This window comes from Pseudomonas sp. KU26590 (assembly GCF_026153515.1).
In the GTDB taxonomy this organism is placed as follows: Bacteria; Pseudomonadota; Gammaproteobacteria; order Pseudomonadales; family Pseudomonadaceae; genus Aquipseudomonas.
On sequence record NZ_CP110644.1, the window covers coordinates 5,779,911 to 5,799,877 of the forward strand.

Genomic DNA, 19,967 nt, shown 5'->3' on the forward strand with positions numbered 1-19,967 from the left:
CGCCTCTTCAGCGCTGAAAACTATTTCAGCACCAGCATCCGATAAACCCCCGCTTCGCTCTCAATCCCGTGGGTATCGTGGGTGAAGCCGGGGAACGACCGATCGAAGCTCTCCAGCGCCCGGAGGTAGGCCAGCACCGGCCCGTCAGCAGGGCCTGCGTTTTCCCCCGGCATCAGCAGCGGAATGCCCGGCGGGTAAGGCACGATGCCTGTCGCGGCAATACGCCCGGCAGCCTCTTCCAGGGTGACCTGCTCCACCTCGTTTTTGACCAACTTCTCGTACGCCTCCACCGGGCTGAACTCCGCCCTGGGCAATGTGCCGAACGCCTTCGACATGGCCGCCGTGGTCTTGGTCTCCTTCATCGCGGCAAAGATATCTTCCGCCAGATCCTTCAGCCCCATGCCGGCATAGCGCTGCTGATTGGCGGTGAGCAACTCGGGCAGGCAAAGTTCCAGTTCCAGGTTGGTGTCGAAGTCGCGCTTGAAGTCGAGCAACGCGTTGACCAGCGTGCCCCACTTGCCCTTGGTGATGCCGATGGAAAACAGGAAGAGGATGGTGAAGTCGGTGGTCTTTTCAACGATGATCCCCTGGTGGTCCAGATAGGCACTGAGCACACAGGCGGGAATGCCGAAGTCCAGCAGGTTGCCGTCGTCGCCCATGCCCGGGCTGAGGATGGACACTTTGATCGGGTCGAGCATGCAGTAGCCGTCTTCGATGTCGCCGAAGCCATGCCACACCTCGTTGGGGTGCAAGACCCAGCAATTCGGATCGGTCTTGAGCCGGACCGGATCGACTTCGTGAAAGGCGACAGCAGTGGCACCGACCTGCACTGTAGGCGGCTGCCAGCAGGAGAAAAACCAGTCGTCGCGGCTCAGCATATCGGTCTGCATGCGCGAAATAACCTGACGGAACGCCACCGCTTCTTCGATGGATTCGTTGGTCAGAATCTGGCCACTCGGCGCTTCCATCATCGCCGAGCTCACGTCGCATGACGCCATGATCGCGTAGTTGGGCGAGGTCGACGCGTGCATCATGTAAGACTCGTTGAAGCGCCCGTGGGCAATCGGGTTGCGGCCGTTACGGACATGAATCATCGACGCCTGGGACAGCGCCGCGAGCAGCTTGTGGGTCGACTGCGTGGCGAACACGGTGGGCTTGGACGGATCGTGATCAGCCGGGCTGCCGTGCATGGCGAAGCGGTCTTTGTACAGCGGATTGAACCGCGCATAGCCGTACCAGGCTTCGTCGAAATGCAGCCGGTCAACGCTCTGCCCCAATAGCTCTTCGACGCGGGTGACGTTGTAGGTCAGGCCGTCGTAAGTGGAGTTGGTGACGATGGCATGCACCGGCGTCGGATCAATGTGGCTTTTGACCAGCGGGTTGCTGGCAATGGCGGCTTTCACGCTCTCGGCGCTCAAGGTCTGCGGCAGGATCGGGCCGATGATGCCGAAGCGGTTGCGCGTCGGCACCAGGTAGGTCGGGATGGCGCCGGACAGCGTCATAGCGTGCTCGACGGACTTGTGACAGTTGCGGTCGCACAGGGCGATCTGATCACGGGTGACGCTGGCCATCAGGATTACGCGGTTGGACATCGACGAACCGTTGGTCACGTAGTAGGTGCGGTGGGCGCCGAAAACCTTCGCCGCGTAGCGCTCGCCCTGACCGATCGGGCCGCTGTGGTCGAGCAACGAGCCCAGTTCGCCGACGGAAATCGACAGGTCGGAGCGCAGCAGGTTTTCGCCGAAGAACTCGTAGAACGCGCGGCCTGCGGTGCTTTTCAGAAACGCGGTACCACCGGCATGGCCCGGGGTGTGCCAGGAATATTCGTAACTGCGGGCAAACTTCAGCAGCGCGCCAAACATCGGTGGCAACACCGCCTGACGATAGCGCTCGATGGCCGCCATGATGCGTCCGCTGAGGAAACGGCTGGTGTCTTCCGGCAGCCAGATGAAGTCGTCAGCGTGCTGCATGACAATCAACGGCACACTCGACGCCGTGCTGCGATCGCTGATCAGAAACACCGGCACTCGCGTGTTGCGCTCACGCAAGGCGGTGAGCAGGTTGATGCATTCGTGATGGTCCTGGCTGTCGTCCATCTCCCAACTCAGCAGCACACACTGAATGGCGGGATCAGAGCTGAGGATCGACTTCGCGTCGCTCAGGCTTTCGGAGGTCAGCACGCTGATGGAGCGTTCTTCCACGTCGCTGATCAGCTGGATCAGCGCCCGGCCGAACACGCTGCGTTTGTCGGGCTGGCTGCTGACCAGCAGGGCCAGCATACCGAGCAGCTGTCTGTTGTCGCTCATGGTCGAGTCTCCAGGGTGGCCAGGTTCAGGTTATTGACGGGGATCGGCTCGCCGACGATGTGCTGCGCCGCGACAGTCTGGGTCGGCACGCTGTTGTTCAGTGCTTCAAGCTTGATCAGGCGGGTGTTGACGAAGCCGAACAGCGTGTAGCCGACGATGGTTGCCACCCCGCCGAGCATCAATGCTTCGGCGCCGGAGCTGTACAGCGCCAGATAGCTATACGCGGTCGCGATGCCGGCCACGATGTTGGTGATGAGGGCTTTTTGCGGCGGCACGTTGGAGACCTTTTGCAGGGTCATCAGTGTTGCCATCGACAGGATGTACGGCACCAGGTTGGTGACCACCGCGAGATTAACCAGCGTGTCGAACTGTTTGGCCAGGTCGGGGCTGATGGTCAGCAGCGCGAGTGCGGTCTGGATCGCCAGCAGGATCAACATGCTGATGATCGGCACCCCGTGCTTGTTGGCCTTGGCGAAGATCGGCAAAAAGTAACCGGTGTCCGCCGAGCTTTTGAACACCTGAGCCACCGTGAACTGCCAGCCCAACAACGAGCCGACGCAGGCCAGTATCATCAGGCCCATGACGATGTCGCCGATCATGGGGTTGAACATCTTGGCGAACACTAGCCCGAAGGGTGCGGTTGAAGAAACAAGCTCCGCGTTGCCAACGATGCCGGCGATGACGTTGGTCGACACGATGTAGATCACCGCTGCGCCAAGGGTCCCGCCGAGCACCGCAATCGGCACGTTCTTCTCGGGGTTTTCCACTGCATCGCCGTTGGCGCACGCCGACTCCAGACCGAGAAACGCCCACAAGGTGATCGCCACCGAGGCGCCTGCGGCTTCGTACCAGGTTTTGTCGTGGGGATTCCAGCCTGCCGCATACGTGCTGCTGTCGAACCAGAACCAGCCGATGGTCGAAACCAGCACGACCGGCGCAATAACGCCCCATACGGTCACCGCGCCAATCTTGCCGGTAATACTCGCGCCGCCGAAGTTGGCGAACGTGGTAATCCATAACAGCGCGATCGTCGCCAGGCCGACTTCAAGCGAACCCAACTTGATATCGAACAGCGTCTGGATATATCCCACCGCAGTAATGCTGATCGCCACGTTGGCAATCAGCAACGACAAACCGTAGGTGTAGTTGGTGATGTAGTTGCCCGACTTGCCGAAGGTGTATTCCGCGTAGCCGCCCATGCCGCCGGTCTTGCGACTGAGCATGCCGCACCGCGCAAAGGCGTAGGCCAGAGCGAGCGAGCCAGTGGCCGTGATCAGCCAGGACAGAATGGAAATGCCGCCGACTTCGGCGAGCTTGGTAGGCAACAACACAATGCCGGAGCCCAGCATGTTGACCGCAGTCAACATCGTCAGCTGGCCCACGCTCATTTTCTTAGCGACTGCCATTCCGTTGCCCTATGTGAAAGATGTGAGGAGGTTTGAGCTATAGCAAAGAATTCTTGTTGATCAGCAAGTCGCTCGCCTTTAGTGACTGACGACAGGCCATCTTTACTTGGCTAAGTGCGAGGTTTGAAGGACGGATTACGTTGAAGAGAACGGTCAGTTCAGAGGGATGGCGGCGTCTGGCCGAAGGCAAAGGAGATTAGCGTCAGGAAATGGTGGGGTATTGATCTATATCAATCAGGTGTCAGGTAGCGATGCGGCACCACCGCATATTTCGGGGAGGATGCATGGGGTCACAGGGGCTGACTACGCGGGAGCCGGCTTGCCGGCCCCCGACGATTCACACGAATAACGTGATCAGCGCAAAACCGACGTACCAGACGATGGCCGAGCGGATGAGCAATTCCCACAGCACGTCGAGGCTGTTGACGCCTTCGACACCCACCACTGGCGCGGGGACCTCGCCGGCGACGCAGCCGACTTTGCTGATCAGGCGCGAGGCGCTGATGTTCCAGTTGAGCAGCTCGCTGAGCATCACGCGGCTGACCGCGACGAAGTTGCCCACCAGTGCGAAGCTGGCCGCCAGCAAGCGCACGGGCACCCAATCAAATGCGTGCCTTGCCTGGGTCGCGCGCTCGACCAGCGCCGGCGTTTTGCCGTGCTCCGAGGCAAGCGCCAACAAGCGGTACGCCAACGCGGCAACCGGGCCAAGCACGAAATACCAGAAAATCACCGCGAAAAAGCCCTGATAAATCTGCCACAGCAAGTACGTTTGAGCGCCGCCCAATAGCTGTTCTTCATTCTCGGCCTTGACGCCCAGGTCCCGTTCGGCAACCAGCACCGCGGCTTCCTGATCGCCCCGACGGCAGGCATCCCGAAACGAGCCGAGCGCGGCTTTGACGTCGCCACGGCCCAGGCTGTAAATCAGCACCAGCAAGTGGATCGGCAGGGCGAGCCAGCCGTAGGCCACCGAGCCGACAATTACCAGTGCGAGCGCCAGGACCACCAAAGGCAGCACAACCGTCACCATCAAAATCCACCACGGCCGCTTGGCTGAGCGCGGGTTGGATTCCAGCCGGCTCAATTGATTGAGCCATGGCCCGTCGCGCTGAATACGCTGGCGCAGGGCCGAGAACTTCTCGATCCAGACCGCCAGCAGCAAAACCAGAAAACTCATTAGCTGTTCCTCACTTCAAACGTCCAGGGCGGCACGAAACCGCGCCCAGTCAAAACACGGACCCGGATCGGTCTTGCGTCCCGGCGCGATGTCGCTGTGACCGCATATACGGTGCGCCGTAATCGCCGGCCACGCCGCCTGCAACTGGCGGGTCAGCTCGATCAACGCCTCATATTGCGCGTCGGTGAAGGGCTGATCATCGGTGCCTTCAAGCTCGATGCCAACGGAAAAATCATTGCACGTCTCGCGACCGTCGAATACCGAGACACCTGCGTGCCAGGCGCGATCAAGGCACGACACGAATTGAGTGACTTCCCCGTCGCGCTCAATCAGGAAATGCGCGGACACCCGCAGCTCCGCAATGCCTTCAAAGTAAGGGTGTTCTGTGACGTCCAGGCGGTTCTGAAAGAACGCCTGGACCTTGCCGGTCTTGAACTGCGCAGGCGGCAGGCTGATGTTGTGGATCACCAGCAACGAGATTTCGTTTGCCGGGCGGGCGTTGAAATTGGGTGAAGGGCAATGCTGCGCGCCGTGGCACCAGCCAGTGGCAGGGTCCAGATGCATGGGGAGTCCTTAGGGCGTGAATCGACAGCGCGCAGTATGCCCGCGACAGGAAAGGATGTGGATGGCGAATCTACGCTGAGGTCGCGCAGATTTGCAGTAAGAAGTCGTAGGACCGATCTGGCCTCAGCCCTTGAGCTTGCGCAGGTTGCCCAATACCGACTCCAGCGCGCGGTCGAACAGCAAGGCATCGTCGAGAACACGAATGGTGCCGCGACGGAATTCCACTGCCAGGCCCATGCGGGTTTTCTCAAGCACCTTCATGCCGGTGCGATTGACGAACACATAGCGCCCGCTCGGCTCAACGATGGCCGCCAGCTTGCAGCGCAACTTGTGGGATTCGTCTTCGTGGATCTCGACCCAACTGCCCAGACGGAGCTTTTCAACTTGCATCAGGCCTTCGTCGTCGGCGGGCAATTGCATCGACGGCTCAGGCTGAATCTGCTCGCCCGGACCCACTAACACAATCTCCTCAACCACGGCCATCATCGTAGGGCCGCTAGTGGACTGGGTCTGATCGCCTTCCGCATCTCCTACCGGCGTCCGCGCCACATGACTGAACGCCTGGACGTGGAGCACTTCGAGCTGACTGAAGAATTCGCTGGTGGCAAAAGGATCAAAGGCGGCGCTGCTCAAGCCGTCGCGCAGGGACTTCAGTAACCCAGGCACCAGCTCGAGCAAACGCTGTCGCGCTTCCGGCTCGTCGTGGGGCTCGACGCTCCAGATCAGATCGTCCATGGCTTGAAGGCCTGAGGTCCACTCGCTCGACTGATCACCGTGCTTCAGGCAGGTCAGCAATAACACCTTGCTCCACGCCTCCTGCAACAGACGAACCACTACCTGAGGCAGCGTCTTGCCGAGCAGGCGATCATTCAGCGCTTGCTGCACTCGCTGACGCGCCAACTCTGCCAACGCGCGGCCTTGTTCGGCGTCGCGGGTGCGCTGTTCAAGCAGTTCGCTGCGACGGCGCTCGTCGCTGGTAAATGCCAGGAAATCCACCAGCAGCTCGGTGAAAATCGCCGGGTCGTCGACGAAGTCATGCAGCAAACGCTGAACGATCTGATCGATGCGGGCGTAGAGGGAATCGCGCTGGGTGTCATCGCGACCGCCCCAGCCCAGCGCTGCGGAAGCGATTTCGTTCAGCAGCCGGCGCGCAGGGTGGCTTCCACGGCTGAAGAAGCTTTTGTCGATTACCGCGATTTTGAGCATCGGAATCTGCAGACGGCCGATCAACGCGCGCAGCGAACTCGGCAGGTTGCGGTCGTCGAGAATAAATTCAAACAGCATCGAGATGAGGTTGATAACGTCCTCATCCATCGTGCCGACGACGCGAAACTTGCCGCTTCTCGCGCTGACGCGGCTGATCAACTGTTCAAGCTGAGCGCGCAGGTCGAAGTCATCGCTCTCTTCGGCTTTCGGCACGTATTGTTGCAAGTGGGACAGCAGACGCAGCAGGTCCTGGCTGGAAATCGGACGCGCATCACTCACGGAATCGGGACGCGGCGTCAGGTGCCCACGCACGTGGACCAGCAACTCCTGCAAGGCAGAAAACACGTCCTGCACGCTTTTATCGAGACTTTCCGTCGCCTGAAGAATGGCCGCGTTGTCGGCACGCACGGCTTCGCTCGAAGGCGGCGCGCTGGCGATACGATCAGTGGAGCGACGAGACGGCAACGCCTTCAGTTCCGGCAATACACCTGCGGAAATTAGCAACTGGTTGGCTTCCTCATAAAGCTGATCGGCGTTGCTCAAGGCGTATTTCTCAAACAGCTTGAGAATGATCAGCTTCACCTTGATTTCAACGCCGAGACTGCGCCCGGCCTGCAGGAAATAGTCGCACAGCAGCGTCGGACCCAACGGATTGGTCTCGTCGGTCAACGGCTGGGGGATGAGTACGTTCAAACGTGTGGTCAATTGACCGAGGGCGATACCGTCGCGACTCATGACCTTGACCACCATGGCGTCTACCGCCACGGTGCGCTCTAGATCGTCGTTGTGAACCAGCGCAAGCTTGTCGTAGGAAACAGGCTCGGGCATCGGGGGCTCAGCCACTTCGTACTGACCCAGGCGCAGGAACGCTTCAAAGAATTTGTCGAGGAAATTGCGCTCGATGCTTTTGCGCTTCAGGCGCAAGTCGCGCATGGCCTCGAAAAAGATATTCTGTTCAGCGTTGTTGTGAGCACGATCGGCCATTTCGAACAGCGTGTCATCAGCGTTATCGAAGAGCGTCTGCAGACTTTCCTTCAACTGCTGCGCGGCCCGGTCACGGACCTGAAGCAGGACGACGGGCAGCCGAGCAAGAGGCGAGGAACCCGGATGATCCGGACCCGCCTTCAAGGGCACCACTTTGTTACCGTCGTTCTGCATCAAGGACTCCTTCACACCGTCGACACCACTGCTTTAACAACAGCTACAGCCCGCGCCGAATGAAGAATCGACTCCATTCGGACGGATCTAAAAATTTATCCCTGGGGATGCAGCAGGCTGACGTCAATACTATGACGTCAAATACAAGGCGAAAGTATCGGTTAAATCAGGCCCGCTCGCCAGCGGACACTTCGCCTTGGTTGGAATAATAGGAGGCGGCGAAGAGACGTGCGCAGCGATAGACACTCAAAATCACAATCTGTCGCATAACCGAGGAAAAAACCGACAAAGTGCAGGTTATGCACCCGACTGGACACTTGGCGTACGTAGGTTGGTACACGTGTCTGCCATATACTCGCCGCACTTAGTCCGTGGAGCCTGATATGCCAAACCTACGTCTTGACGCCCTCACTGCCGAAATCGAAGCCAACGTGCGCCGTGCGTTGCTCGAGGATGTTGGCACTGGCGACATCACCGCGCAGCTGATTCCGGCAGAGCGATTGGCCAAGGCCACTGTGATCTCCCGCGACGCAGCGGTGATTGCTGGCACGGCGTGGGTTGACGCGATTTTCCGTCAACTTGACCCGCGCGTCGCCGTGCATTGGCAGGTCGCTGACGGTGATCGCGTGCAGCCCAATCAGGCGCTATTCCACCTGGAAGGCCCCGCTCGCTCGCTGCTGACGGGCGAACGCAGCGCGCTCAACTTTCTGCAACTGCTTTCAGGCGTTGCCACCCGCGCGCAGCATTACGCGGACATGGTCGCGAACACTCAGGTCAAACTGCTCGACACCCGCAAAACCCTCCCCGGCCTGAGAATGGCGCAGAAATACGCGGTCACCTGCGGTAGCTGCCATAACCACCGCATCGGCTTGTTCGACGCCTTTCTGATCAAGGAAAACCACATCGCCGCGTGTGGCGGTATCGCCGAAGCCATCACCGCCGCGCACAAAATCGCGCCGGGCAAGCCCGTGGAAATCGAAGTGGAGAGCCTCGACGAACTCAAGCAAGCCCTCGACGGTGGCGCCGACATCATCATGCTCGACGAACTGAGCCTGGACGACATGCGCGAAGCCGTACGCCTCACCGCCGGCCGCGCCAAGCTTGAAGCGAGCGGCGGCGTGACTGACGCGACTTTGCGCACTATCGCCGAGACCGGTGTTGATTACATTTCCATTGGAACGTTGACCAAGGATGTGAAGGCGGTGGATTTGTCGATGCGGTTGAGCATTTGAGATCGCCCCGGCGTCTTTAAGGTTGAACTGCGACGGTTGCCCGGGCTCTGCTTGTTATGACCTTTACAGGGAGAACGGGCATGAACTGTTATCTGTGCGGGACCGAAGCTGAGCAGCGTGAGTCGGCGCAGGGTGGGAAGGTTGTTGTGTGCCGTGACTGCGGTGAATACCTGATCTCTGATGTGGTGCTCAGGCAGTTGACGTCGAGCCCGCTTAACTTCACCAAAATGCGCGAAGAGCTGCATCACCAGCGGCAGTCCAATGCTACGTCCATGGCGCAGATCAACAGCGAGACGGCGGTTTGGGCTTGAGGCTTTTGGGTTTCGGTTTTTGATAGGACGGATGAGGAAATGAAGATGACTGACGAGAAGAAACCTGACGAGAAAGAACAACCTGAGAAGGACGTGCCCGCTCATTCGACTGAGGAAGAGAAGGAGCGGCTGAAGGATTTTAATAAGGACGGGATTCCGCCTGGGATCTGTTGATTCGGGTTCGGTAGGCTCGGGTCGTGTACCTCGGAAGGGTAACGCGATCCTCGCGGAGAATTTACAGGCCCACGGCGAGAGTCTTTCTCGTGATCGCATGGTGCAGTGGTTACCAGAATACGAATAACACGATACCTTCTGACTCAAGCTGGCAAGGTGCTGACTTCACTCATCGCCTCACGAAGCATGGATGTCTATTGATAGGGCGATATCGCGCTCGCCGAGCAAACGCATTGTTTGGTCGGAAATGGAAATTGAACGACCAACGCGATTCGTCCCAGAGCAGTTGCTCATGGCGTCTACGAAACCATGGACGACTCACGATTTTCAGGCGCGTGTGACTTCAATACTTGTACTGCACACTTTGCCCGAATAGGTATGCCTTACCGCATTGTGAGCGAGCGTTTACCGCTGTGATTGCATCAAAAAATTCTGTCTTCTAATCATGGATGCCCGTATCGAACTAAGCAGGTCAACGAGCCCGGCATGTGGAATGCGAGCCTCTTCACTGAATGCTCTAAATAGACTCATTGCCGCGGAGTAGGGTACATATGATTAGGAAAATTTCAGCAAGAATATTTCGGTTTTTGGGCGCATCTTTAGAAGGTAACCATGATAAAGGATCCGTTTATTTTCTGAGCAAAGCTGCTAGGGAAGGTCTGAAGTAGGCACGCGTTTTTAACAGCCCCGTTGCTTGAGGCTCAAAAAATGTCGACTCAATCGAAAATTAGACCTTTTGCTCTCTCAATCCCCGCTTTTTTCTGCGTACAAGCGCTTTTCAGCACTCATTTTCCGCATTAAAGGCGTACCTCTCCTGCATTGAGTAATCGTTTTCGCATCATCCACAGGTTCGACAGAGCAAACAGCGTGGTCTGCTGCGCAGTGTTTTTCAGCAGGCCTCGGAAGCGTACTTTCGTATAACCAAACTGGCGCTTGATTACTCGAAACGGATGCTCAACCTTGGCGCGCAGTTGAGCTTTCGCGTATTCGATTTTGCGACGCATGCGCCCGATCAGACTCTTCTTTGCATGCTTTTTATAGCTGCTGGGCCGCGCAGCAATCGACCAGATCATTTGGCGATCTTGATGCTCGGGGCGCTTTTCGACGCCGGTGTAACCGGCATCGCCAGAGACGTAAGTTTCTTCTCCGTGCAGTAACTGATCGACCTGGGTTACGTCCGCCACATTCGCCGCAGTGCCCACTACGCTATGCACCAAACCGGATTCGGCATCGACACCGATGTGCGATTTCATCCCGAAATAGTATTGATTTCCCTTCTTGGTTTGATGCATTTCAGGGTCGCGTTTGCCGTCCTTGTTCTTGGTCGAACTCGGCGCATGAATGATCGTCGCATCGACCACGGTGCCTTGGCGCAACAACAAACCACGGTCGCCCAAATAGCCATTGATGACCTGCAAAATCCCACCGGCCAGCTCATGTTTTTCGAGCAATCTGCGGAAGTTGAGGATCGTGGTTTCGTCTGGAATCCGATCCAGATGCAGCCCGGCAAACTGGCGCAGAATCGTAGTTTCGTACAGCGATTCTTCCATAGCTGGGTCGCTATAACCGAACCAGTTCTGCATCAGATGAACCCGCAACATCGCCATCAACGGGTATGCCGGACGACCACCTTCTCCCGTTGGATAGTGCGGCTCGATCAGTTTGACCAAGCCATTCCAGGGCACGACCTGATCCATCTCGATCAGGAAGCGTTCACGGCGGGTTTGTTTGCGTTTGCCAGCGTATTCGGCGTCAGCGAAGGACATCTGCTTCATCGGGACTCAACCGTTCAGTGCTTGGGACTGGCGTATTTCACCAGATTTGGAAGTCTTTTTCAGAGTTTCCTTAAGTGTGTTTTCGTCCGCAGAAATCACAGAGTGGGTCGATCTGGATACCACCGCTTTGTGTCCGAAGTGTGGGATTGACGCGGTCATCGGCTCAGCATCCAGCGCGCCGGTTAACCCAGAGTTTCTTTCGAAAATGAACGAGCACTGGTTTTAGACGATCCCATCGTTCGATGGTTTTCGGTCTGTCGGGCATCTACACAGAACGTGGTTTGACCCAGCGCCTTACGATGCTGCTGATCGAATACGTTTTTACACACTCTGGGTCGATTGTTGCCTGTCACGACTGACCGAAATCGGCCAGGAGGAGCCGCTCGACAGGAAATTTGTATACTGTTAGCGTACGACTAACCAACCTCACAGAGATGTGAAATGTTTATTTTGACCGCTGACCTTCTAGGTGCAGACTTTCAGCAGCAGGGCATTCAGTGGGCTGCATACGAAACATACCTGGATAGCCTCAAAGGGCTGATCCCCCCCAGCGCATACGCTTTCGCAACAGCAGATTGGCATTACAACCCTCACCATTCTCAGTGCCCGCATGATGCTTGGGTCGAATCTATGCGCGTAACTGAGGAAGGCTCCGGTGACCGTCACGAGCATCGAAAACTCTCCATTCAGGTTACGCTCCTAGGGGCCTATCATGATGGTTACATCGATATTCGCTATGAAGAGGTAAGTCAATATCACATCACCAGCAATGCGCCTCATCATGGGGACTGGCTTTATGACGAGGTTCGGGCCGGTGATCACGGCCAAGTTATTCACAAAGTTGAGCTTGCACGTGCGCTGTGGCTGGTAGAGTGCAGGGATATCAGCGTGAACTGGCGCCCCATCTAGACACTTAAGCCCGGATTTTGGGAGTTTGAAGCGATTAGCATTGTCGGAAACGTCCTGCCCCTGGAAGGTGATTTTGGCGACATCGCAATCACGGCTACGGCGATATCAGTCGAGAAAGTGATTTGACAGCCCATTACTGATGACCGGTGCCGCTTTCCACCGTGGCCTCGGGTGTCATGCTTCGCGGGTCCACTCAGTGCTTATGATGGCGAACGCTACATACAATAGTGATGGTGCAGCTAACTGGCCGCGCTAATGAAAGTAACCAGATGCGACAGGCAGAAATCGGCCACAAGCGGACGATCAGTCCTTCGAATACATCCCTTCCTTTTCATATCGTCGAAAGGCCAATCGATCCAGCTTTTGCTTACACAGTAGGCCGAGAGTAATAAAAACTAATTGAAGGGACGGTCTGCACGGGCGAGTGCCCGCGTTTCGGGATCGGCGTCGAATGCCGACTCTACAAGCACCCAGGCCGGAGCGGTGTTCGCGTCGGTTAACGCCTTTACTGCTCGCTTGCGGCAGGTCGAACACGGCGAAAACTCATATACGTAGAGGAGACAGTCGAGCGCCTCTTGGCCAGGATGCGCTTCGCACAAGTTTAAGAGTTCTCCGACGAGATGGTGCGTTGCGTCAGCATCATCAAGCTGTGTTACATGCTTCATGCACATTAAAAAATCGCCCTCAAAGAAATTGTTCACCAGCAACGCGACACCGTTTGAGACGTTGCCATCAACGATCAATCGCTTAGCCGCTTTTCGCAGCTCCCCGTGCGTCTTAGGTGCAAGAGCCTCTACTGCCGCCCATTGAACTTGTGGGTCGGCATGGTCAGTCCATCGGATTAATCGACTTTCGAATCGAGGAACGCCGGTTTTTGCAAAGCATCTGAACAGTCGTTTGACATGTTCCGACTCCTCCGACGCGACCAGGGCTGCGAATACTATGTCGCATTGATTGTTAGTGGCGTGCGTGCCCCATCTTTTGAGCCAATAACATTGTTCTCTGGGATTCTTTTTGACATACGCCACCACCTCATTGCCATTAAATAACATTGGTTCAAAGCGGGCCGAAGAACGGCTGTGACTATCGCGTGTCTCGCGTATCCCTGCGAGATAACTCGCAATATCGGAATCAACTGCGGCCTCGCGTTCCAATGCGGCAAGTCCTCCCTCAATCCCCGTGGAGGCATCAAATTGCTTGATCGGATAGTCATCAACCCAAAAGTCCGGATTAGCTTGCCACCATTGCCCCATTTGCCTGGCGACATATTTCAATCCATCCAAGCCGTCGAGCGCAATGATTTCCTCAGCGCCTATCACGCTAGCGGTACCCGGAAACAGCGCGAGGGAAGAATACAAAAGACTTCTGGCGTCTTCTGATCCTGACGCAGCAAGCTCTTTCAGGATCGCACTGCGCTGGTTACTGTCGCGTTGATCCTCGGGCGGAGGCGTGTTTTCTAGCGCCTTGATCGCCTGCACCACTTCTGCGGACAGCTTCGCGCGATCGACAATCGAAACCAGCCATGGCGCCCGTTCTGCCTCCAGCTGAGGATCATAGGAAAGACATGCTACGCACGCTTCGATAATCGTGTCTTCCAACCCATACGATCCATGGTTCTCGATGTGCTGGATAGCGCGCCCATGACCTGTCCTGAGAGCAGCGGCGAATGAGGCTTTGGCAAGGGGCAGAACCTGGTGTTGTATTCGCATTTGGTGTCCAATGTCGGATCATCAAGCCAGTGAAGGTAGCGGCATTTCTCCGCCTCGCACTGTAAACATAGCAATCGTGAGCCAGCCGCAATTAGGAAATGTAGGATAACTGCCATCGTTGATTGGCTGGTTTTAGCAGTTTGATCCCCGGCCAGCTGCGATGGAAGCGCAAACGTCCGGTTTGGGTCGAAAGCGGTCAGCCACGACCGGCTGCTTTCGACCTACAGCGGTTGCTTGCGCCGCGAATAAGTCAGCGTCGCTCGGTGCTAAGCTATCGTGATCTAACACCCTATGGAGATCATGTGTGCCAAGTCATACAGCATGGAATCGAATACTAGCGCTGGCAATTGTTAGTGCAATAGCAACTACCATTCTCGGCTTCTACATAAGTTCATATTTAGAAGACCGCGCGAGTCACGCCTTCGAGCAAGTAGATATGGGCGCTTCACAGCAGCAAGTCGTGGCTCTTCTTGGGGTACCAGATGCTGTTCGAGCTTGCGGCGACAGTCTTTGGTGGGGAGACGATACAAAATATCGCGGAGAAAATGACGGGCGTTGTGTCACAGAGGCGCGCTACGAAAACTTTTTGAGCACTTGGGCCGTAGGGTATTCTCAGGACGGATACGTCGTTTCTAAATACCATTATTCTTCTGAGTGAATGCCAGTATGGTTCATCCCTCTACCCGCTTTGGGGCGCTGCACGCTCTGGGCGTCAGTGACTGCTATGGATCCAGAGTGTGTCAAAACCCTTGTTAGCGGCTTCCACTCTAGTGTTTTTTCCTACTCAGCCCAGGTCAGACATCAGTTGCTCAGATTCAGTATAAGATTCCGGAAATCAGCAGGTACGCCGACAACGTGGGCTAGAGGCTAGAAATCTGGGGGTTGGATGATTGCAAGCAACGTTTCATATCTATGTCCGGTTTGTGGATACCCCGGGCTTGAAGAGCCTCCATACGATGAGGTTGGCTGCTCTTCGTTTGGCATGTGCCCGTCCTGCGGTACGCAGTTCGGCTATGATGACGCAACATCTGCTCATGCTGATTTGCGGAGATTATGGATCTCTAAAGGAATGCTTTGGTGGAGCAAAGCTCAAGCGTCGCCGAGTGGTTGGGACCCGGTAAAGCAACTACAGGCGGTTGAAAAACGCATCAATATCTGAGCAGAACACCGCTCTTAGCCCTGCTATGATTTCTGAGGATTTCATCGCAGGGATCGCCCATGAAGCGCTTTATCCAAGGTGAACATCGAGGCCAAGAAACCTTCCTTCCCGCGAGCCTCGACGATTACGTCACGGATGCCAATCCGGTGCGCGTAGTCGACATCTTTGTCGACGAACTGGACCTGGTCAAACTAGGTTTCGAGGGCGCCTTACCTGCTGATACAGGCCGGCCGGCTTACCATCCCTCGGTCCTGCTGAAGATCTACATCTACGGCTATCTGAACCGCATTCCATCGAGCCGGCGTCTTGAACGAGAAGCCCAACGCAACGTCGAGCTGATGTGGCTGACTGGGCGTTTGATGCCCGATTTCAAGACCATCGCCAACTTCCGAAAAGACAACAGCAAGGCCATCCGAGGTGTCTGCCGCCAGTTCGTGGTGCTGTGCCAGCAGCTAGGACTATTCGAAGAAAATCTGGTCGCCATCGACGGCAGTAAATTCAAGGCGGTCAATAACCGCGACCGCAATTTCACCAGCGCCAAGCTGAATCGGCGGATGGAAGAAATTGAATCAAGTATCAATCGGTACCTGACTACGCTCGCCGAAACCGACCGGCAAGAACCCTCGGTCGCTCAGCCCAAGGCTGCTCGTCTGCAAGAGAAAATCGACAAGCTCAAAGCTCAGATGAAAGAGTTGCAGGTCATTGAAACTCAGCTCAACGAATCACCGGATAAACAGGTCTCACTGACCGATCCAGACGCCCGTTCCATGATGACGCGCGGCACTGGAATCGTCGGTTACAACGTGCAGACAGCGGTCGATACCCAGCACCATTTGATCGTTGCCCATGAGGTTACCAACGTCGGTTCCGACCGCGATCAACTCAGTTCGATGGCCAAGCAGGCCCGCGAGGCTATGGCGTCAGATACGTTGTCGGTAGTAGCTGACCGAGGTTACTTCAAAAGCGAACAAGTCCTGGCTTGTCACGATGCAGGTATCACCGCCTATGTGCCCAAGCCGATGACCTCTGGAGCCAAGGCTGACGGGCGTTTCAATAACGATGCCTTTCTCTATGACGCGGCAAAAAACGAATATATTTGTCCCGCTGGAGAGGCGTTGATCTGGCGCTTTTCCAGCGTTGAAAAAGGCCTGAAGTTGCACCGTTACTGGAGTTCTAATTGCCAGGGATGCGTGCTGAAATCGAAGTGCACACCGAGCAAGCAACGGCGAGTTCGGCGATGGGAGCATGAAGCCGTATTGGAGGAAATGCAGAACAGGCTGAGCAACGCGCCGGACATGATGCGAGTCCGCAAGCGTACGGTCGAGCATCCCTTCGGGACACTCAAACAATGGATGGGCGCCACACATTTCCTGACACGAAAGCTGAACGGAGTAAGTGCGGAGATGAGCTTGAACGTCCTCGCCTACAACTTGAAACGAGTCATGAAAATTCTCGGTACCAGCGGTTTAATGAAGGCGCTGTCGGCCTGAAGAGGTCTGTATTTTGGCCACCCAGCAAGGTAGAAGCGGCGCTAGGGGCTCCCAGACCCTCGTGATGATCCGCAGGACTTGTTGTGAGCAATTACTCAGCTAACAACCGTCAGCGCTGCGCGCCGACAGTGCATCAGCGCGTTTTTACACACTCTGGATCGAAAGCGGACAGCCACGACTGGCTCCTTTCGACCCATAGCAGCCAGTGGAGACATCCAGATAACGGTAAAAAGCATACCTTGAAAAAGGTGCCATTTCACATACGGAGCTATCAAGGACTTCGCATTTGTTAAGTTCAGCTAGTTACCACCATATACCTCACCCCGCTGCTGAAGGGCGACGAAGGCGGCTGCTGTTATCTGTTGATCTGTCCAGTTCCTGGTTAACCATATGGTCAGAGACGCGCCGGATAGGTGCCTCCACAGCATCTGTTGACTTGTGTTTTGTTTGATCAGGTGATCAGAAGCCACCCACCAGGCGACTCGCATATTCCTATCAGTTTTCCCTTTCAAAATGAAAAGGTCGTACAGATACGTATACGGACTTAACGGCACTATTACCGGCTCGCCTGAGACTTTGGCGAGGCTCCATACCCACTCACGCTGCGGTGCCGATATAGCCTGAGGTGGAGGCAAAGGGTACTGCGAAATTCTATAAAGGCCGACCCAATAGGCACCCCAAGGCAGGGTGAGCGCGAGTCCGAGAATTCCGATGAGCAAAAAGCCGGCACGACGCATCATGAGGGAAGAGTCCTTTTGCCAGAAATTAGTTATAGTACATCAGTAACTTCTGCTTCTGGCCGATAGCAGCCTCTCCGCTGCGATCCCTCCAACTGGATGCAGCCCGCCCGGTGCCGAAAGGGATCGGTTTCGGACACTCCATACGCGGCGTATTGAGCAGGAGCAGGTATGGACTAGAAGCCATCATTGCGATGATGCAGGACGACGATGCACGATAACCCGGTATCGGCCTTTAGCTGACCGGGGACTTTCAAACACGAGGAATAAGACATGGCATACCGGTTTCAGATTGCTTCGGACATGATCCGTGATGGCTTGGGACTAGAGCTTATCAACACGACCAATCAAGTATGCGCTGAGGTCTTCAGGTGTGATGCTGATAACACATTGAAAATGTCGCTATTCGGTGATGATCTGCCATTCGTACAGATTGAAAATTTAGTGCTGATCGCCCGAAAGGAATTGGCTCGCTATGAGGACGGCACACCCTTGCCCCCTGCTATCCCTCTCGAAAGATCATAGACGGAAGGCTTAAGATCGCCCCTCCCCGACCTTCCCTCCCAACCATTGCTGGCCTTCAAGTGCCGAAAGGGATCGTTTTCGTATACTGGGAGACGACGTGGGAGCATCGGCCGCTAGGTGGAGGGAGCCTCGTTTTCAAGCTACTTTCTGACCAGATTCAATCTGCTGTCACCCACTTCAGTGATTCGATAGCAGCCGGTCCCTTATGAAATCCTCCGAACCTCAAACACAAAGTTCAGGTAGTTACTTTCGATCTATTATGGAAACTTCAAACACCGCATCTAGGGCATGCACAGAGTAAGATGCGTGTTTATTCGTTTCTCCCGAGATACCTAGGTTAGTCTCTCCCCGCCATTCTATGCCCATATTGGTATTCGTAATATTCTGCCAAAGCGTCACCTCTTCCGTCTCGCCCTCCAAATGAACGTCTGGATTAAATTTAATATACACCCTTGCTACAAACGGGGTGGTAGCACCGCAGTTCTTCAGCGCAATCGACGCCAGATACTTTTTGCTCGGAGACACCCTACTGGCAACCACATCCTCACTGCAGCTTGTCATGCCGTCGAGTCCCGCAAAGTAATACTTTCCCATCAGTAGTAGTGCATAGCCGAGCAAGATTAAAAGAGCCATCCCAATAAAAAGAAACCTTAGCCACCTATGCTTTAAATCTGGTTTCACCAACATTGGCGGACTCCAGTGCAGTAATGTAATAGGGCTTGAATGGAGCAAGCCTAAAACGGCGGGGAGCTCCTGGGTTCGCCATACATAAAAGCCCATGCAGTCATTCCCTCTCTCAGTTACCCAGGGCTGTCCGTTGGGATTGTCCCCATAGGGCTGCCAGTGCTTGGTTTACCCCAGCCAGGGTCGGAAGCGCATTTGACTGAATTGGTATGGCAAAAGGCGGTCGCTTGTGAAAGACAGCCAAGGGTCATTTCCGTAGAAAAAAGTTCTCTCAATTGGCCTTGGGCAAAACCTGCTCAACGGCCGGTGGCGGAGTACGGAGCATGATGGCACAGTTATCGAGTGAGAAGGATCGGCTGTTTTCCTCGCTCAACTATGAAGACCACCCCCAACAAATCACCTGCTACTGAGCATTGATCGGCGTCTCGATCTGAGCGACCTGCCCCACTATCTCGCCGATTTCCATTGCCCAATTGGGCGTCCTTCGGTTAATCCTGATTTGATGATCCGCATGCTGGTCGTGGGTTATTGCGTAGAACTGACAGCGGATCATCGAAACGCCGAAGTCGAGAGCACCAAAACCATGACTGTTCAAGTCGAAGAGCTGTTCGACATCAAACCGGATCGCTTAATCGACGATACCGCCTACCACGCGCCTACGCCTGCGGGGCCTGTAGATTGTCGAGATGGTGCGATGTTGAGTACGAAAAAGCCCGGTCTTGAGGACCGGGCTTTTTGTGTTTCTGGTGCCGAAAATAGGAATCGAACCTACGACCTTCGCGTTACGAGTGCGCTGCTCTACCGACTGAGCTATTTCGGCGAAAAGCGTTGCGGCGGGAGCAACAGCTCTAGGCCCCCCCACCAACAGAACGCCAATTCTGGCGACGTCGTTAGTTCACACCAGTACGAGAACGAGTGCAGCCACCGCCTGTTGCACTAGTCCAAGTGATGCGGTTAGCGTCAGCAACGCCAGGCGTCCAAGTGACAGTGCAACCACCTGCCGCCGCTGTACCAGTTACCACGATTGCTGCGGTACCCGCAGTCAACGCCACGGGTCCCATGTTAGGGGTCCCAACAGGAAGACCTGCATACCCAACGGTCGTCAACAACCTTGCAGCGGTGTCGCAACTGGCGAGGACGCTGTTGTTAGTCTGCAAGCACTCCGCAATTGCCGCTTTCACAGGTGCAATCGCAGTGTTGTTGTCAGCCCAGCGCGCACGTACTACGTAATCCTGATATTGCGGAATTGCGATAGCGGCCAGGATCCCGATGATCGCCACGACAATCATCAGCTCGATTAACGTAAAACCTTTTTGTAAATTCATCGCTACTACTCCAAGCGTCAATTTGGTGTTGCTCGAAGTAGCTACTGCACGCAACGTGCCAGTTTTTAATCGCCCAAGCCTTTGCCCCTCCCTCCATTTTCGCCGTCGCAAGTGGCACGCAGA

General features: G+C 55.8%; 15 protein-coding genes and 1 tRNA gene. 6 read left to right on the top strand and 10 right to left on the bottom strand.

The annotated features are described in order from the left end of the window. Positions 1-20: 20 nt before the first annotated feature. The 5 genes from OKW98_RS25650 to OKW98_RS25670 form a co-directional block, all read right to left on the bottom strand. Positions 21-2,306, bottom strand: a complete 2,286-nt coding sequence (locus OKW98_RS25650) for an Orn/Lys/Arg decarboxylase N-terminal domain-containing protein (protein WP_265387205.1) — start codon at positions 2,304-2,306, stop codon at positions 21-23. Further along, positions 2,303-3,712 carry a putrescine-ornithine antiporter gene (gene potE, locus OKW98_RS25655; protein ID WP_265387206.1) on the bottom strand — a complete coding sequence of 470 codons (1,410 nt, stop codon included), beginning with the start codon at positions 3,710-3,712 and terminating at the stop codon, positions 2,303-2,305. The genes OKW98_RS25650 and potE overlap by 4 nt, the downstream gene beginning before the upstream one ends. Positions 3,713-4,049: 337 nt before the next feature. Further along, complete coding sequence (ampE, locus tag OKW98_RS25660; RefSeq protein ID WP_265387207.1) at positions 4,050-4,886, bottom strand: regulatory signaling modulator protein AmpE; 837 nt, start codon at positions 4,884-4,886, stop codon at positions 4,050-4,052. Positions 4,887-4,901: 15 nt separating this feature from the next. Further along, a complete protein-coding gene (gene ampD, locus OKW98_RS25665) occupies positions 4,902-5,450 on the bottom strand; it encodes a 1,6-anhydro-N-acetylmuramyl-L-alanine amidase AmpD (RefSeq protein WP_265387208.1) in 549 nt (182 codons plus the stop codon). Positions 5,451-5,573: 123 nt separating this feature from the next. Next, on the bottom strand, positions 5,574-7,814 hold the full coding sequence (locus OKW98_RS25670; RefSeq protein ID WP_265387209.1) for a DUF1631 domain-containing protein: 2,241 nt from the start codon (positions 7,812-7,814) through the stop codon (positions 5,574-5,576). Between the two features lie 383 nt (positions 7,815-8,197). Between OKW98_RS25670 and nadC the strand changes: the two genes are divergently transcribed. From nadC to OKW98_RS25685, 3 genes are all read left to right on the top strand, one after another. Beyond that, positions 8,198-9,046, top strand: a complete 849-nt coding sequence (nadC, locus tag OKW98_RS25675; RefSeq protein ID WP_265387210.1) for a carboxylating nicotinate-nucleotide diphosphorylase — start codon at positions 8,198-8,200, stop codon at positions 9,044-9,046. Positions 9,047-9,126: 80 nt separating this feature from the next. Next, positions 9,127-9,357 carry a hypothetical protein gene (locus OKW98_RS25680; protein WP_265387211.1) on the top strand — a complete coding sequence of 77 codons (231 nt, stop codon included), beginning with the start codon at positions 9,127-9,129 and terminating at the stop codon, positions 9,355-9,357. Between the two features lie 45 nt (positions 9,358-9,402). Further along, positions 9,403-9,531: a hypothetical protein gene (locus OKW98_RS25685; RefSeq protein ID WP_265387212.1), complete on the top strand. Its 129-nt coding sequence runs from the start codon at positions 9,403-9,405 to the stop codon at positions 9,529-9,531. 797 nt (positions 9,532-10,328) lie between these two features. On the opposite strand, the gene OKW98_RS25690 is transcribed toward OKW98_RS25685, so the two are convergent. Next, positions 10,329-11,306, bottom strand: a complete 978-nt coding sequence (locus OKW98_RS25690) for an IS5 family transposase (protein ID WP_265385849.1) — start codon at positions 11,304-11,306, stop codon at positions 10,329-10,331. A 441-nt stretch (positions 11,307-11,747) separates the two neighbouring features. Here OKW98_RS25690 and OKW98_RS25695 point away from each other — a divergent pair, with 441 nt between their 5' ends. Further along, the gene (locus OKW98_RS25695) at positions 11,748-12,215 is read left to right on the top strand and encodes a hypothetical protein (RefSeq protein WP_265387213.1); all 468 of its coding nucleotides are present in this window, start codon (positions 11,748-11,750) and stop codon (positions 12,213-12,215) included. Positions 12,216-12,610: 395 nt separating this feature from the next. Here the strand turns inward: OKW98_RS25695 and OKW98_RS25700 are convergent, their stop codons facing one another. After that, entirely contained in the window at positions 12,611-13,813 is a 1,203-nt protein-coding gene (locus OKW98_RS25700; RefSeq protein ID WP_265387214.1) for a hypothetical protein, read from the bottom strand. A 1,329-nt stretch (positions 13,814-15,142) separates the two neighbouring features. Between OKW98_RS25700 and OKW98_RS25705 the strand changes: the two genes are divergently transcribed. Both OKW98_RS25705 and OKW98_RS25710 read left to right on the top strand, forming a co-directional pair. Next, entirely contained in the window at positions 15,143-16,573 is a 1,431-nt protein-coding gene (locus tag OKW98_RS25705; protein ID WP_265387215.1) for an IS1182 family transposase, read from the top strand. A 1,010-nt stretch (positions 16,574-17,583) separates the two neighbouring features. After that, positions 17,584-17,835, top strand: a complete 252-nt coding sequence (locus OKW98_RS25710) for a hypothetical protein (RefSeq protein ID WP_265387216.1) — start codon at positions 17,584-17,586, stop codon at positions 17,833-17,835. Positions 17,836-18,078: 243 nt separating this feature from the next. Here the strand turns inward: OKW98_RS25710 and OKW98_RS25715 are convergent, their stop codons facing one another. The 3 genes from OKW98_RS25715 to OKW98_RS25725 form a co-directional block, all read right to left on the bottom strand. Further along, positions 18,079-18,522, bottom strand: a complete 444-nt coding sequence (locus OKW98_RS25715) for a hypothetical protein (protein ID WP_265387217.1) — start codon at positions 18,520-18,522, stop codon at positions 18,079-18,081. Between the two features lie 741 nt (positions 18,523-19,263). Beyond that, a tRNA-Thr gene (locus OKW98_RS25720) sits at positions 19,264-19,339 on the bottom strand. Between the two features lie 70 nt (positions 19,340-19,409). Then, positions 19,410-19,844 carry a pilin gene (locus OKW98_RS25725; protein ID WP_265387218.1) on the bottom strand — a complete coding sequence of 145 codons (435 nt, stop codon included), beginning with the start codon at positions 19,842-19,844 and terminating at the stop codon, positions 19,410-19,412. Between the last annotated feature and the right edge of the window lie 123 nt (positions 19,845-19,967).